General features: G+C 41.6%; 12 protein-coding genes. 2 read left to right on the top strand and 10 right to left on the bottom strand.

What is annotated here, in order from left to right; genetic code table 11:
- Window positions 1-16: 16 nt before the first annotated feature.
- On the bottom strand, window positions 17-2,122 hold the full coding sequence (recG, locus tag P162_RS01060) for an ATP-dependent DNA helicase RecG (protein ID WP_031425341.1): 2,106 nt from the start codon (window positions 2,120-2,122) through the stop codon (window positions 17-19).
- A gap of 90 nt (window positions 2,123-2,212) precedes the next feature.
- On the opposite strand from recG, the gene P162_RS01055 reads away from it, so the two are divergent.
- On the top strand, window positions 2,213-4,375 hold the full coding sequence (locus P162_RS01055) for a M1 family metallopeptidase (RefSeq protein WP_241077713.1): 2,163 nt from the start codon (window positions 2,213-2,215) through the stop codon (window positions 4,373-4,375).
- The gene (locus P162_RS01050) at window positions 4,375-5,298 is read left to right on the top strand and encodes a patatin family protein (RefSeq protein WP_031425339.1); all 924 of its coding nucleotides are present in this window, start codon (window positions 4,375-4,377) and stop codon (window positions 5,296-5,298) included. Before P162_RS01055 ends, P162_RS01050 begins: the two co-directional genes overlap by 1 nt.
- Window positions 5,299-5,300: 2 nt before the next feature.
- Here the strand turns inward: P162_RS01050 and P162_RS01045 are convergent, their stop codons facing one another.
- The 9 genes from P162_RS01045 to rlmD all read right to left on the bottom strand — a co-directional run bounded on the left by P162_RS01045 (window position 5,301) and on the right by rlmD (window position 16,034).
- Window positions 5,301-6,368 (bottom strand): putative zinc-binding metallopeptidase, encoded by a 1,068-nt coding sequence (locus P162_RS01045; RefSeq protein WP_031425338.1) that lies wholly within the window; start codon window positions 6,366-6,368, stop codon window positions 5,301-5,303.
- 212 nt (window positions 6,369-6,580) lie between these two features.
- Window positions 6,581-7,852, bottom strand: a complete 1,272-nt coding sequence (locus P162_RS01040) for an adenylosuccinate synthase (protein WP_031425337.1) — start codon at window positions 7,850-7,852, stop codon at window positions 6,581-6,583.
- Window positions 7,852-8,328 carry a Fur family transcriptional regulator gene (locus P162_RS01035; protein WP_031425336.1) on the bottom strand — a complete coding sequence of 159 codons (477 nt, stop codon included), beginning with the start codon at window positions 8,326-8,328 and terminating at the stop codon, window positions 7,852-7,854. Before P162_RS01035 ends, P162_RS01040 begins: the two co-directional genes overlap by 1 nt.
- A gap of 206 nt (window positions 8,329-8,534) precedes the next feature.
- Window positions 8,535-10,739 carry a RelA/SpoT family protein gene (locus P162_RS01030; protein WP_031425335.1) on the bottom strand — a complete coding sequence of 735 codons (2,205 nt, stop codon included), beginning with the start codon at window positions 10,737-10,739 and terminating at the stop codon, window positions 8,535-8,537.
- Between the two features lie 405 nt (window positions 10,740-11,144).
- Window positions 11,145-12,380, bottom strand: coding sequence for a M48 family metallopeptidase (locus P162_RS01025; RefSeq protein WP_031425334.1), 1,236 nt, complete (start codon window positions 12,378-12,380; stop codon window positions 11,145-11,147).
- Between the two features lie 24 nt (window positions 12,381-12,404).
- Window positions 12,405-13,205, bottom strand: coding sequence for a TrmH family RNA methyltransferase (locus P162_RS01020; protein WP_031425333.1), 801 nt, complete (start codon window positions 13,203-13,205; stop codon window positions 12,405-12,407).
- A gap of 203 nt (window positions 13,206-13,408) precedes the next feature.
- The gene (locus P162_RS01015) at window positions 13,409-14,140 is read right to left on the bottom strand and encodes a DUF6048 family protein (protein WP_031425332.1); all 732 of its coding nucleotides are present in this window, start codon (window positions 14,138-14,140) and stop codon (window positions 13,409-13,411) included.
- A complete protein-coding gene (locus P162_RS01010; RefSeq protein WP_051907716.1) occupies window positions 14,106-14,603 on the bottom strand; it encodes a DUF6452 family protein in 498 nt (165 codons plus the stop codon). The genes P162_RS01015 and P162_RS01010 overlap by 35 nt, the downstream gene beginning before the upstream one ends.
- A gap of 6 nt (window positions 14,604-14,609) precedes the next feature.
- Complete coding sequence (gene rlmD, locus P162_RS01005; RefSeq protein ID WP_031425330.1) at window positions 14,610-16,034, bottom strand: 23S rRNA (uracil(1939)-C(5))-methyltransferase RlmD; 1,425 nt, start codon at window positions 16,032-16,034, stop codon at window positions 14,610-14,612.
- Between the last annotated feature and the right edge of the window lie 163 nt (window positions 16,035-16,197).

Here is a 16,197-nt window from a genome sequence, read left to right as displayed (position 1 = left end):
CGGTAGATTATCCAATTTATGAGATATAATTCCAAATATTTTTATATTTCATAACCTGCGCGTAGGTGCGTCTAACAGCTTTGTTTTCAGGGTTTTTCAGTGAAGGGTCATTTTTGATAATTTCCCATGCATAGCTGCGGGCAATTTTAAGGATGTCATTATCTGCCACAACATCGGCGATTTTAAGATTGAGAACGCCACTTTGCTGCGTGCCCATGATATCTCCCGGGCCGCGTAATTTAAGGTCCACTTCGGCAATTTCAAAACCATCATTTGTGCGGGTCATGGTCTGCAAGCGTGTTTTACTGGTTTCCGAAAGTTTATGGCCCGTCATAAGTATACAATAACTTTGATCTGCACCCCGGCCCACGCGACCCCGCAACTGGTGCAATTGAGAAAGGCCAAAACGTTCTGCACTTTCTATGATCATCACAGAAGCATTGGGCACATTCACCCCAACTTCAATAACCGTTGTGGCGACCATAATCTGCGTTTCCCCCTTTACAAAACGGTTCATTTCATATTCCTTATCTGCTGGTTTCATCTGCCCGTGAACGATGGATATTTGATATTCGGGCATGGGAAATTCCCTGCTTATGCTCTCAAAACCGTCCATAAGATCTTTATAATCCAGCGCCTCGCTTTCCTGAATAAGTGGGTAAACGACATAAACCTGTCTTCCCTTTTTTATTTCATCCCTGATAAACCGAAAAACCTTTAGCCGGTTGGCGTCAAAACGGTGCACTGTTTTTATTTGTTTCCGCCCCGGCGGAAGCTCATCAATTACCGAAACATCCAGGTCGCCATAAACACTCATGGCAAGGGTGCGGGGAATAGGGGTTGCGGTCATGATAAGCACGTGCGGCGGCAGTTCATTTTTGTGCCAAAGCTTGCTGCGCTGGGCAACCCCAAAACGGTGCTGCTCATCAATAATCGCCAGGCCTAAATTTTTGAATTTCACCTTATCTTCAAGCAGTGCATGAGTACCAATTAGTATGTTCAATTCACCGTTTTCAAGTTGTTCATGGATGACTCTTCGCTTTGAAGTTTTACTTGAACCCGTAAGCAATGAAATACTGATTTTTAAAGGTTTGCACAAAGCACTTAAACTTTGAAAATGCTGGACTGACAAAATTTCAGTAGGAGCCATTAAGCATGCCTGGAAATCGTTGTCAAGTGCCATCAACATTGCCATGAGCGCCACAATGGTCTTCCCAGAACCCACATCGCCCTGCAAAAGCCGATTCATCTGCGCTGGCTGCCCCAGATCATGCCTAATTTCCCTCACCACTCGCTTCTGTGCATCGGTTAATTCAAAGGGTAAATGTTCGGTATAAAAGGTATTGAAATAGGCGCCTATTTCAGAAAAAGGATAGCCTTTAATTTTGCTTTTGTGCAGTTGGTTTTTAATGATCAATTGCAGTTGCATAAAGAACAATTCCTCAAATTTCAATCGGTATTGTGCACGGGCGAGATCGGGTTGTGATTTTGGGAAATGGATGTTGAAAAACGCCTCATTTTTGGGCATTAATTTCAGGTTTTCCAGAATGGTTGGGGAAAGTGATTCTGTAAGTTCATTTTTGACCTCAAGAAAGAGATTTTGCATGAGCAGGTTCAGGACACGGTTGGTCACGCCCTTATTGCTTAGTTTTTCGGTGGAAGGATAAACCGGTTGCATGGCACTGCGCAGGTTCTTCTCATGTTCTTCCAGGAGTTCGAGCTCGGGATGGGCGATCGAGTAGGTGCTGTCAAATTTCTGCACCTTTCCATAAGCTACATATATGGCGTTTATTTTTAAGCGGTCGCGCAACCATTTATGTCCACGGAACCAGACCAGTTCCATCATTCCCGTGTCATCTTTAAAAGTCCCTACCATACGTTTGGAACGGCCCTCTCCCAAAGTTTTAAGGTTAATGATCCTGCCCACAACCTGCGCATCTGCATGCGTGGGCTGCAACTGGCTCACCTTATAATATTGTGTCTTGTCAATATAACGATTGGGGAAAAGGTTGAGCAGATCCTGATAGGTTTGAATATTGAGTTCACTGCGCAGCAGCGCCGCCCGGTTGGGACCTACGCCTTTGAGGTAATCTATGGGTGTTTGCAGTTTGCCGGGATTCATAGTTCGGCTTTTGTGTTAATTTTATTATAATGCTGCAAAGCTAAGTGAATCGCCTACTTTGTCCTAATTGTTTAAAATGTTCATTTTCATTTGAACAAAGAGATAACAGATATTAAAATCAAATCCTTAATTTGTGCTTTTATACTTAGTTTCGGTTTTATGCACAGGTATTTTACATTGCTTTTATTCTTTTTTTGCACATTTTTTGCTCAGGCACAGCAAAAAGAAATCGTGGATTTTACCCATATCCAGGGAGAAATTACCCCAGATTTCACTACCAAAACCATAGATGGAACGTTGACTGTAACATTCAACATTTTAAAGGATACGGATTCTGTTTATCTGGACGCTAAAAATATAACCGCTTTTGAAATCTCGTTGAAAAACGCTGAAAATGAGTCAAAAAAAGCCAAAATTCAGTCAAAATTCGACCAAAATCACCTGATTTTATTCGGGTCTTTTTCCGCGGGAAAAAAGTATTCGGCCAGCATTAGTTATACTTCTAAACCTTCGCAAGCGCTTTATTTTGTCAATAATGAGGGTAAAAGCCAACTATGGACACAGGGTCAGGGAAAATATACCTCAAACTGGCTCCCCAGTATTGATGATATGAACGACAAGATCGAATTTGATCTTCAGATTACCGCTCCTGTGGGAAAAACGGTCATTTCCAATGGAAAATTGACTAAAAAGGAGGAGAAATCTGGTGAAGTTGTGTGGTATTTTGACATGCAAAATCCCATATCCAGTTATCTTGTTGCGCTTGCCATTGGCGATTATAAAAATAAGGAGCTCACATCAACCTCCGGTACTCCCATAGCGCTTTATTATTATCCCGAAGATCTCAACGAAGTAGAGCCCACTTATAGATATACAAAACAGATTTTTGATTTTTTGGAAAATGAAATTGGGGTCTCTTATCCCTGGCAGAATTATAAGGAAGTACCGGTCAAGGATTTTCTTTATGCGGGTATGGAAAATACCACTGCGACGCTCTTTAGCGATTCTTTTGTGGTGGATAGTACAGGTTTTGAAGATCGCAATTATGTTAATGTTAATGCACATGAACTCGCCCACCAGTGGTTTGGTGATTTGGTTACAGAAACCTCCGGGACGCACCACTGGTTGCAGGAGGGTTTTGCCACGTACTACGCGCTATTGGCCGAAAAAGAAGTGTTTGGTAATGATTATTTTTACTTTAAGTTATATCAAACCGCAGAGCAGCTTAAGGAACTCAGCGATCGCGGTAAAGGGGAAAAACTACTAAATCCCGGCGCCAGCTCGCTTACTTTTTATCAAAAAGGTGCCTGGGCACTTCATATCTTAAGGGAGAATATTGGGGACGAAGCTTTTAAGTTGGTAGTAATTTCATATTTAAAAAAACACCAGTTTGAAAATGTAGTGACTGCTGATTTTATCGCTGCTGCGGAAAAAGCAAGTGGACAAGATCTGGCCTCTTTTGAAAAAGACTGGTTGGAACAAAGCGCTTTTCAGGCAGATGTGGCATTGGAGTCGTTGAAGAAATCAGAATTTATACGTACCTATCTGGAACTTTCCGCCCTGCGGAAAATTGCCCTTTCAGAAAAAAGAGAAGTGATTGAAAAGATGCTTAAGTTGCCTAACGATTACCTGGGCCAGGAAGCCGTTTATCAGTTGGCCGAAGCGCCTCTGGACGAGTCGCTCCCCTTGTACAAAAAAGCGATTGCTTCCGGGAATCGCTGGGTAAGACAGGCGGTGGCGCTTTCTATGCAGGAAGTTCCATCGGTGATGAAAACCGATTACGAAATCTTGCTTGATGACGATTCTTATGTTACCCGGGAGGCGGCATTGCTTGCGCTTTGGGTTTCTTTTCCGCAGGATAGGGCCACCTATTTAGGTAAACTGGAAGGCGTAGAGGGCTTTTCAGATAAAAATATAGAGACTTTGTGGTTGGCGCTTTCCATTGCAACATCCTCGTATAAACCTGATGCAAAAGAGGAGCGCTACAATCAACTACTGGATTATACAGATGCCAGGCACCCTTTTCAGGTGCGGGAAAACGCGTTCAAATACTTGTACCAACTGCAACTGTATGAAAACCGAAGTCTGAAAAACCTTGTCCTGGGCTGTGTACATTTTAACTGGCGTTTTGCCCAGAGCTGTCGAGCAATCCTTGATCTTTTGCTTGAGGAAACCATGTGGAGCAACGCGCTTCGTGATTTAAAGCTGAACGATAAGAAAGCCGAAGATTATTTAAACAAAAAACTTAATTAATGCGTGCATTAGTCATTTCGGGAGGGGGAAGTAAAGGGGCGTATGCCGGTGGTGTGGCCCAATATTTACTCGAGGAAGAAAAAAATAAATACGATTTGTTTCTGGGAACTTCTACCGGAAGTTTGTTGATTTCTCAGTTGGCAAACGGTCAGATAGAACGCGCCCACCAGATTTATACCAATGTAAACCAAAGCACGATATTTAACGTAAATCCGTTCAAAATCAGAAAAAAGGATAACAGGGAATATGTAGAGATCAATTACTGGAATACGGTAAGGCAGTTTATAAAGCGCAAGCGAACCTTTGGCGAAAGCAAAAACCTTTTAAAAGCGATCAAAAAGAACCTTTCCCGGGCAGAATTTGAAGAAGTGAAGGCGAGCCGCACAAATGTGGTTGTGACCGTTTCAAACCTTACCAAAAATGCGGTAGAGTATAAATCCATGGATGATTACAACTACGACGAATTCTGTGAGTGGATCTGGATTTCCTGCAATCTTGTGCCGTTTATGAGCCTGGTGAACAAAAACGGTTATGAATATGCAGATGGAGGTTTTGGCTGTATTGTTCCCATTCGGGAAGCGATACGACGCGGTGCAACGGAAATTGATGCGATCATCCTTGAATCTGAAAACATGGAATACAATAAGATCCTGGGCCAGAATCCTTTTTCCCTAATGGTGAGCCTGTTCAGTTTTCTTATGGATCAGGTGGAGTATCACGATGTGGTCGTGGGCAAACTTGCCGCGATCAATAAAGATGTTCCCTTAAATCTGTATTATACACCTTCAAAACTAACCGAAAACAGCTTGATTTTTGATAAAAAATTGATGACCAACTGGTGGCAGCAGGGCTGGGAATATGCTCAGGAAAAATGTCTGCAAGCGCGGGAAAATAAGCTGAAGGATATGGAGCGCTCAGAATAAGACTACTGATTTTTGAGTATAACTTTATGAACGAATTTTAATTTTTCAATATCCATCGCGGTCAATACAAAAGCATAAAGATCTGGCTGACCCATGCTTCTGTTTAAGGAATTTAGGGCAAAGGTCAATTTGATATAGCGGTTGATTATTTTAGAAAAATCTTGTTCAAGATATGGATCAAAGTCAATTTCTGTGTCCATCTGGGCATTTTTACCCACTTTCGGTCGGGTTTTTATGCCAAAACTGTACGCTGTTTCCAGCGTGTCTATAATGTGCATATAATGCGCCCAGGTTTCTGCCCAGTCCTCCCACGGGTGACTGGATGCGTATTTACTAATGTAGGTCTCTCGCCAGTTTTTTGCCGCCCCGTTTTTGTAATATTCCTGCAGCGCCTCGCCGTAGTCTTGATTTGCATCGCCAAAAAGAGTGGTAAAAGCTTCGTTATTATCTGAATTACCCCTTATTAAAACCTCCCAGTAAAAATGACCTACTTCATGCCTAAAATGACCTAAAACGGTGCGGTAACGCTCTTTCATCTGCTCTTTCATCGATTCCCGGTGAACAGCATTGGCCTCTTTTATATTGATGGTGATCAGCCCATGAAGGTGGCCGGTCATTACCGGTTTTATTTCTCCTTTGATTTTTTGCGGTGCCAAAAAATCAAAAGACAATGCCAGGTCCTCACCATTTTTATTTATGTTCAGTGGAAGGTTGAAACGTTGCAGGCTATAAATAAGTCTGTGTTTTGCACCTTCAATTTTACGCCATTGCCGCAGGTTTTTTTTCTTGGTAAGATTGGGAATGGTGTGGTTGAGCTGGCAGGCTACACAAAACTTTTTCCCTATATTTTCCTCCTCTTTTTTTACCAACCAGTTACAGGCCTGATGTTCATGATTTACGCAATAAACATACTGAGCGTCAGAATCTTTTGGGTATTCAAAAGATCCGTTAGAAGCCGTGATCATTTTTTGCGCCTGCGGAAGATAGGCAAGGGCATTTTCACAATGGATACATTGACTGTTCTCAAAAAACACGGCATTTTTGCAGCAGGTGCACTGAAATAATTTCATATAGGTTGAAGCGTTTAAAGGCTCAAAATTAGTTGATTTTCAGCTTGTGCGGTGTATTTTATGATTTTATACTTTTAGAACTAAATAAAGACCAATTTTAATTCTAAAAGGAATGTATTCGTTGAAGAGCTAGCCTTTCATTAAAAGAAAAAAACCGCCATTTTCTATGCGAAAATGGCAGTTTTTTAATTGTTTTAAGCGATTTTGCTTAATTATCTTTTAATTGTTTGCGTTCTATCTGGACCCACGGAAACTATTTTAATGGGTACTTCAAGTTCTTTTTCTAAAAACTCAATGTACGTATTTAAGTTTTCCGGAAGTTGGGAAGCTTCGGTCATGCCCGTAAGATCTGCCGCCCAGCCTTTCATTTCCGTATAAATAGGCTCGATGTTTTCGGGCTCAATATTATAAGGCAAATGGTCAATTTCTTTTCCCTGATAAATATAGGCCGTACATACTTTAAGCGTCTTAAAGCCAGATAGTACATCGCCCTTCATCATCATGAGTTGGGTAACACCATTCACACGTACCGCATATTTTAAAGCTACAAGGTCAAGCCAACCGCAACGACGCGGCCTGCCGGTCGTAGCGCCAAATTCATTGCCCACGCGGCCCATCGTTGCGCCATCTTCGTCAAAAAGTTCGGTAGGGAAAGGGCCAGACCCCACGCGGGTCGTATACGCTTTAAAAATCCCAAAAACTTCGTTGATATCTGTAGGTGCCACGCCCAGACCGGTGCAAGCGCCGGCAGCCGTAGTCGTGGATGAAGTGACAAATGGATAAGTTCCAAAATCAATATCCAATAAGGAACCCTGCGCACCTTCGGCTAAAATTGTTTTCTCAGCTTTTTGTGCCTGGTACAGATATTCTTCGGAATCAATAAAGGTGAGTGTTTTCAAGACTTTTACCGCCGCAAAAAACTCCGTTTCCAGTTCGTCAAGGTTGTAATCAATTTTAGCATCATAAAAATCGATCATTGATATGTGCTTATCACGAAGGGATGCATAGCGGTCTTTCCAGTCAGTCAATTCAAGATCGCCCACACGAATACCATTTCTGCCCGTTTTATCCATATAGGTGGGGCCTATTCCTTTAAGGGTAGATCCTATTTTTGCTTTTCCTTTTGAAGCTTCTGAAGCTGCGTCAAGCAGCCTGTGCGTAGGCAGAATCAAATGTGCTTTACGGGAAATAAGGAGTTTTTTCTGAATATCAAGATCAAATTTCTTGAGATTGTCCAGTTCTTTTTTAAATATTACAGGGTCTATAACGACACCGTTGCCTACAAGATTTATCGCATTGTCATGAAAAATACCTGATGGAATGGTATGTAGGACGTGTTTATGCCCATCAAATTCTAGGGTGTGCCCAGCATTGGGACCGCCCTGAAAACGGGCGATAATGTTGTAATCTTTAGTAAGTACGTCAACTATTTTGCCTTTTCCCTCGTCGCCCCACTGGAGCCCGAGCAATAAATCTACTGCCATTAATCTTTTGTGTTTGTATTCTTTTCGGTTGATTTTCTGTTCCCGTAAAAATAGAGGGAATGTTTTTTGATTTCTATATTAAAAACTTCTTCAATGGTTGTTTTTATAGATTGAATACGGGGATCGCAAAATTCTATGACTTCGCCCGTATCCGTAAGGATTACGTGATCGTGCTGTTTGTCAAAATAGGACTTTTCATATTGCGACTGATTCTGACCAAACTGGTGCTTACGTACCAGACCGCAATCCAATAAAAGTTCTATGGTGTTGTAGAGCGTAGCCCGGCTCACACGGTAATTTTTGTTTTTCATGCTGATATAAAGGGACTCTATATCAAAATGGTCTTCATGAATATAAATTTCCTGGAGTATCGCATAGCGCTCCGGCGTTTTGCGGTGACCATGATCTTCCAGGAATTTTGTAAAGACGTTTTTTACGACTTCCTGATCTTTATTAATTGTTGCTTTTAATGCCATAATGGTTTGTTATCGTATGGAAATCCATGCGGATATAGCCATTTTTCAAATTTATGGCTTTAAATTCACGAATTCTAAAAAAAATAAGCCTAATTGCGGATTTGCAATTGTTTCAGGCAACGTGGGCTTTAGTCGATTCTTTTTATAATTTAGTACACCGCGCGAATATTTCAAAGATGCCTAATAGGATTTTGAAATTTCCATCTTTAATTTCTGTGGACTTTTTCAATCCCGGAGATCTTTTTAAGGTTTTCGATTAAGTTTTCCAGGTGTGTCTTGTTTTGAACGATTACCGTTATACTACCTTTAAAAACCCCGTCATGCGTAGTAAAATTGAGATTGCGCATATTTACGTGCATATGGTCTGAAATTTCCATGGTGATGGAGTTCACCAGTCCCATACGGTCTATACCTTCCAGTATCAGGTCTGCCTTAAAGTCCCTTGCAGAAGAATCTATCCATTTTGCGGTAAGGATTCGGTAAGAATATTTGCTCTGTAATGAGATTGCATTGGGACAGTTTTGTTTATGCACCTTAATACCTTCTTTGACCGTCGTAAAACCAAAAACCGGATCGCCGGGAATAGGGTTACAACAGTTTGAAAGGGTGTAATCAAGTTTTTGTTCCTCTTTACCAAAGACAAGAAGGTCATATTTGTCTGTAATCTCATCCTTATCAATATGCTCTGCAATGGGCTGTTTGCGCATTTTATTTTTAAAATAGCTAACAAACGCATTGCTTCGGGACGAGGCATATTCCTTGATCATTTTATTGTCAATCGTACCTATTCCCACGCGGTAAAAGAGATCAAGCGAGGTCTTCAATTTAAAGTAGACGACCATTTCGTTGATCGATTTCTCGTCAAGACTGATTTTTTGCGAGCGCAATTTGCGCATAAGGATAACTTTTCCTTCTTCGGCCACGCCTTTTTTCTCATCTTTTAAGGATGATTTTATCTTTGAGCGTGCGCGTGCCGTAGTAGCATAATCCAGCCAGTTGTTGTTCGGCTTGGAATGTTCAGAAGTTATAATATCTACTTGATCACCGCTTCTCAGCTCGTGGCTCAAGGGTACCAGTTTACCATTTACCCGTGCACCCCGGGTTTTTAAACCTATTTCTGTATGGATACTGAAAGCAAAATCCAGCGGAGTTGCCCCTTTGGGTAAAGATTTGAGTTCACCCTTAGGCGTAAAAACAAAAATTTCTTTGTTATACAGGTTGAGTTTAAACTGTTCAACAAACTCTATGGCATTGGTTTCCTGGCTTTCCAGCGCATCCTGCAGGCGGTTGAGCCACTCATCAAGCGTTTTGTCCCCATCGTCGCCTTCTTTGTATTTATAATGGGCAGCGTATCCTTTCTCAGCGATCTCGTTCATTCGGTCTGAGCGAATCTGTACTTCTACCCAGCGGCCGCGAAGTCCCATTACGGTAATATGAAGCGCCTCATAACCGGTTGACTTTGGTGAAGAAATCCAGTCGCGCAAACGGGTGGGATTAGGTCTAAAATGATCTGTAACGATGGAATATATCTTCCAGGCAAGAAATTTTTCCTGTTCCGGAAGGCTTTTATAGATGATACGTATGGCGAACTTGTCATACACTTCTTCAAAAGGAATATTCTGCGAGCGCATTTTCCGCCGAATGCTAAAAATGGACTTCGGTCGCCCTTTTATATCATATTCCAGCAGTTCTTTATCCAGCGATTTTTTAATGGTCTCCGTAAAATCTGCTATATACAGATCCTGTTCTTCCTTCGTGTCCTTTAGTTTATTGACAATATTTTGATAAACATCAGGCTCAGTATATTTCAAACCAAGGTCTTCAAGTTCAGATTTGATATTGTAGAGGCCTATACGGTGGGCGAGGGGCGCGTAGATATAAAGCGTCTCACTGGCAATCTTGATCTGCTTGTCTGGACGCATGGAGTCCATCGTTTGCATATTGTGCAGACGGTCAGCAATTTTAATAATGATTACGCGAACATCATCATTAATGGTAAGCAACATTTTACGGAAGTTTTCCGCTTGCAGCGAGGCATTGTGATGTTTTTTAAGGTTGGATATTTTTGTGAGTCCGTCAACAATACGGGTCACGGTCTCCCCAAACATTTCATTGATATCCTCGAGGGTATAGGGCGTATCTTCCACCACGTCATGCAACAGCGCGGCGGCAATGGAGGTCGCATCCATCCCAATCTCGCTGGCCACAATGCGTGCAACGGCTAGGGGATGAAATATATACGCTTCGCCAGATTTGCGGCGCTGATCTTTATGCGCATCAACAGCGATCTCAAACGCCTGCCTGATCATTTTTTTATCCTCGTCAGAAAGCGTGCGGTAACTTATGCGCAACAGCTCTTTATACTGCCGGGTAAGCTCTTTATTTTCCTCTTCTATATCAATCACAGCCATAAATTAAAAATACGATTATCCTTTAAATTCCCAAAAGTTAAACCGTCATTGGCGTTATTCATATAGATTCTAACATCGGGCTTTTTAAAGAGCAGATTTTTGATTGTAAAAACTAGTTATTTTGCATGAAAATTGACTCTATTTTGCCGATTTTAGACCGATTTTTGTATAAAATAGGCCATTGTAAATTGTTTCAAAAGTTGTTTAATTCTTCTATTATTGAAGGTTTTTTATTCGTTTTTTAAGGGTTTTGGGCGTTTCCCTGCGGGTCGGGCTTTATGTTTCAATCTTTTTGATCATGCTTCTCAAAAAGGATTTTCACTTCAATCCCTAACGCAAAATTATTCACCAAAAATCTATTTCTGGTAATTTAGCTTGGTTGATTTTTTCAGTCCCAATCTATTTTTAAGCCGATTTTAAATTGCAAACCCGCTGCAGCAACGTAGGATGGGAATAGTTTAATTTGACATAAAGTGGATGCGGGGTCAGGTTGCTCAGGCTGTTTTTTGAGAGTTTTTTTAAAGAAGTGATCAGCGGGGCGGCCGCGTAGGTTTCCTTTGCAAAATCATCAGCTTCGTATTCAAATTTCCGCGATAGCAGACTCATAACAAATCCGGTTATGGCAGAAATGGGCGTATACAAAATACCAAAAGCGATCAGCCCAACATGAAAAGCTGCGCGGTCAACGCCAAGGGCCTGTGAGAACAGGGGTTGGCTAACAAACAAGGAAAGCAACCAAAGAGTAAAGCCTGTTAAAACTACCGAAATCAATAAATTGAAAATAACGTGTTTCTTTTTGTAATGTCCTACCTCATGTGCAAGAACCGCAACGATTTCCTCTTCTTCCAGGTCATTGATCAGCGTATCATAAAGGGTAATACGCTTTTGACTACCAAAACCAGAAAAATAGGCGTTCGCTTTGGTGCTCCGCTTAGAACCATCAATGATAAAAATATTGTCTAACTGAAAGCCGGCCTGCGTAGCGTAGGTTTCGATTTTTGAACGCAAACTGCCATCCATTAACGGACTTTGTTTGTTGAATAAAGGAACGATAAGCCGGGAATAAAACATATTGAGCACCACGGAAAAAACGGTGAAAACCGCCCAGGCATAAAGCCAAAAAGAGTTTCCCGCCCATGCATAAAACCAGAGTATAAGGGCAAGCAACCCACCGCCCACAATCATCATCATTAACCATCCCTTGAGTTTATCCAGGAAAAACAATTGAGGTGTGGATTTATTGAACCCAAAACGTTCTTCAATAACAAATGTATTGTAATAGGAAAAAGGAGTGGTTAGCAAATCGCTCCCCAGCATAATAATCCCAAAGAAAATAAGCGCGATAACAATAGGATTGTCATTTACCTCACGGGCAAAAGAATCAACTATTGCAAAACCATCAAGAAAGAAAAACAGTAAAGTCAGAAAAAGTGAAAATACAGCGCTTATAAGCGAAAATTTGAAATTAGCTTTTTTATAATCCTGCGATTTCCGGTAGGTTTCTGTATCGTAAACATCCTTTAATTCCTGCGGTACGGGATCGTCAAAATGGCGCGCATTGAGATACTTCATGCTTTCACCAACTATAAAATTGATCACGATAACGGCGATAATGTAATAAAAAAGAATTTCTGGGGTCATAAGTGGCGGATAATATAAGAATGATCAATGAAAGCCACGTTGCCTGCGCGCTTCAAAAATAAGTATTCCCGCCGCCACCGAAACATTCATGGAATCAAGCGTGCCCTGCATGGGAATACTAATGTTCTGCTGACAGCGTTCGCGCCACAGATCGGTGAGTCCGTCAGCTTCTGTACCTACGGCAATGGCCGTGGGATTTGTATAATCCATTTGCTGGTACGGAACAGATTCCTGCAAAATGGCGCTGTAAAGCGCAATATTTTTATTTTTTAGAAATTCTATGGTTTCTAAAGTGCTGGCAAGGGCGATGGGCACTGTGAAAACCGCGCCCACGCTAGAGCGAATAGTATTGGGATTGTAAAGATCGGTTTTAGGATTCGCGAGGATAAAAGCATCAACGCCGGCAGCATCTGCGGTGCGCAACAAAGCACCAATATTGCCCGGTTTTTCCGGAGCTTCTGCAATAAGGATCAGCGGATTTTTAGGAAGATGCAGATCTTTTAGTGTGTGGTTTTCAGCTTTTGCGACAGCAATAATTCCTTCGGTGGAACCGCGATGGGCAATTTTCCCATAAACCTCTTCAGAACAATCAAAAATGGTTATTTTTTGTTCAAAATCAGTTAAAAAAGAAGCATTTTCGGTATTGAATATAGAATCGCAAACCCAGATTTCCTGTAGTTGGTATCCTGACTTTAGGGCCAATTGGATTTCCCGGAAACCCTCTATAACAAAGGAATTGTTTTTTTTCCGCTCGCGGGATTTTTCCTTTAGCTGAATGAGTTTTTTTACCGCTGCATTTTGCAGGCTACTTATAGACTTTCGCATGGCACAAAGATAAACAAGTGGATTTGTTTTTGTTGAGGACTTTTAATTCGCTTTGCTGGTACGTTTTTAGGTACAGTTGGAAATAAATACTTAGTGCAGCACCTTTTCTTTCTGAAAAAAACATATTGAATCAGCTAAAAAGAGCTTAAAATGCTTGAAAATTGGGTATTTAGGAGCGATAAACTGGATAAAAACCGGGTTTTCTATTTTTTGTAGATAGGGATCAGATATGTGAGTGTGTACCCGTACCCGGCACCAAATTTATTATCTGTCGTGACTTTATTAAAACCGGGAATATAGAGATTGCCAAAACCTTCTGGCTCTTTCTGGCTCACAATACTTTTGAGCTGCAAATTCACACCCAGGTAAAAATTATTGAAAAGTCTTGCCTGAACCCCCAATTGGGCTTCCAACCAGGCACCGCTTAGCCCGTCAAAAGACAAAAGTTCATCGCGTACATCAGGTTCAAAATAGGTATTGGTCGTGTAGATGGTATAGCTGTTAAGATCTGTGTTAAAGGTAGCATAGCCCACGCGTACACCGGCATAAATAAGATTGGACATGCCCGTCCAGTTTTCGTACGCATTATAATTAAAGCCAGCTTTTATATAACTTCCATTGATAGTGGCGTCAAAACTATTTTCAATCGCGTCTTTTGTTTCCGTGCCTATTTCGGCGGCGAGGTAATAATTATCCTTGATCCTGAAATCCCCTACGATACTCAATCCCTTGTAGTTGTCGTCAAGTGCAGACCTGATGATAGTACTGAGATCAATGCCCACCCGCAAGCCATACCGCTCTGGCACTTTTTCAACCAGAACCGTGTCTGTTACCTGTTCCTTTTGCGTGGCTAGCGTATCAATATCCTGTGCAGACGCGCTTAGGGCAAAGAGTACAATATTAATGTATAATAGAAACCTGATAGATACTGTCATTGACAATGGTACTGTTGTTAATACTTATATCGGTGATCCACGGGCTATCGTTCCCTGCACTGTATTGTGAAGTAAGTGCAGCATAAGTTACCTTAAAACCACAGGCCCGGTCTATATAAACCTCGTTCAGGTTATAGTTGAACGTCACACGATCCGCATTATTTGGATCTTCTTCGGCATCTGGAATTTCCGGGTTTTTTGTAAAAATAAAAGAGGTGCTGGTTGTATCCGTGCGCAGTGGAATGCGAATAATCGTGTCACCGGTGATTTCTATAAATTTGTTGCTGCCCACGGCCTGCACCCTAAGGTTTATATCTTTAGAAAGTGTACGGTTTGTTTCATCAAAAAAAGCAATGGCCAGCAGTGGTGTAGTGGGCGTACTGGCGGCGCAGATATCATCCCGTTCACATGCGCTGAGCGCCAGGAGGAAACATAGACTGCCTAAAATATAGTTCTTTAGCATATTACCTTATTCTACTGAATTCCTTTTTGTGAGCAGCACCACATTTTCTACATGGTGCGTCTGTGGAAACATATCTACCGGCTGAAATTTTTCTACTTTATACATTTCATCAAGCAGGGCAAGATCCCTTGCCTGGGTAGCACTGTTGCAGCTTACATAAACAATACGCGGAGCGGCGATTTTAAGCAATTGTGCCACCACATCCTTGTGCATACCATCCCGCGGTGGGTCTGTAACGATCACATCTGGAATTCCATTTTTACTTACAAACTCCTGCGTGAACACACTTTTCATATCGCCCACATGAAAGGAAACGTTTTCAATACCATTTAATTGCGCGTTCTCTTTTGCGGCGGCGATGGCGTCTGGTACAGATTCTATACCCACAACTTTTTTTGCTTTCGCTGAAATAAACTGGGCAATCGTCCCGGTTCCCGTATACAGGTCATAAACCGTCTCATTTCCTTTTAAATCGGCAAAATCCCGGGTTATTTTATAGAGTTCGTAGGCTTGTTCAGAATTGGTCTGATAGAATGACTTCGCGTTGATCTTAAACTTAAGACCTTCCATTTCCTCAAAAATATGATTCCTGCCTGCGTAACAGATTATTTCTTGATCATAAATAGTATCATTGCCTTTATTGTTTATCACATAAAGTAGCGAAGTGATTTCTGGAAATGTCTCTTTTAGATACTCCATCACTAGTTTACGTTGCTCCTCGTGGTCTTCATAAAACTGAACCAAAACCATGAGTTCGCCATTAGAACTGGTGCGTATCATCAACGTGCGAAGCAAACCTTCCTGATCCCGCGGACTGAAAAATGATAAGTTATTTATAACCGCAAAGTCCCGTATACCGTTTCGTATAGCATTACTGGGATCCCGTTGAAGATGACATTTTTCAATATCCAGAATTTTATCCCACATACCCGCAATATGAAAGCCCAAAGCATTTCGGTTTTCAATAATTACGTCGCTCTTGATCTGTTGTGGCGTAAGCCATTTGCTGTCGCTAAAGGAGAATTCCATTTTATTGCGATAGAAATAGTGATCAGCGCTACCAGCAATGGGAGTCACTTCGGGAAGTTCGATCTTACCGAGCCTTTTGAGGTTGTTGACCACCTCGTCCTCTTTGTATTCGAGTTGGTATTCATAACCCATATTTTGCCACTTACAGCCACCGCAATGCTTAAAATGCTGACAAGGCGGCTCCACCCGTTTGGGTGAAGCTTCGTGAATGGCGATCGCATCTCCCTCAAAATAAGATTTGCGTTTCTTTGTTGTCTGCACATCTACCACATCGCCGGGCACTGCATTTTTAATAAATACAACGCGGCCATCTGGCGCTTTTGCAATGGCCTTGCCCTTTGCACCAGCGCCCGTGACGAGCAACTTCTCTAAAATGATCCTGTTTGTTTTTTTTCTTCCCACGGCGCAAAAATAGCATAATTAAAGAGATAATGAGGGTGCGAACATTCTAAAGTAAGCCAGAAATTTAGTATTTTGCATCAATCCGGGGATGATTTCTCTCCCTTAGGAAACCCGCTACTTCGCAGGTTTAAGAAGGAATCACAGCGTTATTTTATCAAAAAGA

It is taken from the genome of Flavimarina sp. Hel_I_48 (assembly GCF_000733945.1).
Taxonomy (GTDB): domain Bacteria; phylum Bacteroidota; class Bacteroidia; order Flavobacteriales; family Flavobacteriaceae; genus Leeuwenhoekiella.
The sequence above is the reverse complement of the archived record's forward strand: the minus strand, read 5'-3'. Positions and strand labels throughout refer to the sequence as shown.

Coding starts and splice junctions, on each gene's coding strand:
- P162_RS01020 (WP_031425333.1), bottom strand. CDS start 13,205: ATGCGAAAGTCTATAAGTAGCCTGCAAAATGCAGCGGTAAAAAAACTC.
- P162_RS01015 (WP_031425332.1), bottom strand. CDS start 14,140: ATGACAGTATCTATCAGGTTTCTATTATACATTAATATTGTACTCTTT.
- P162_RS01050 (WP_031425339.1), top strand. CDS start 4,375: ATGCGTGCATTAGTCATTTCGGGAGGGGGAAGTAAAGGGGCGTATGCC.
- P162_RS01025 (WP_031425334.1), bottom strand. CDS start 12,380: ATGACCCCAGAAATTCTTTTTTATTACATTATCGCCGTTATCGTGATC.
- P162_RS01040 (WP_031425337.1), bottom strand. CDS start 7,852: ATGGCAGTAGATTTATTGCTCGGGCTCCAGTGGGGCGACGAGGGAAAA.
- P162_RS01045 (WP_031425338.1), bottom strand. CDS start 6,368: ATGAAATTATTTCAGTGCACCTGCTGCAAAAATGCCGTGTTTTTTGAG.
- P162_RS01010 (WP_051907716.1), bottom strand. CDS start 14,603: ATGCTAAAGAACTATATTTTAGGCAGTCTATGTTTCCTCCTGGCGCTC.
- P162_RS01035 (WP_031425336.1), bottom strand. CDS start 8,328: ATGGCATTAAAAGCAACAATTAATAAAGATCAGGAAGTCGTAAAAAAC.
- P162_RS01030 (WP_031425335.1), bottom strand. CDS start 10,739: ATGGCTGTGATTGATATAGAAGAGGAAAATAAAGAGCTTACCCGGCAG.
- recG (WP_031425341.1), bottom strand. CDS start 2,122: ATGAATCCCGGCAAACTGCAAACACCCATAGATTACCTCAAAGGCGTA.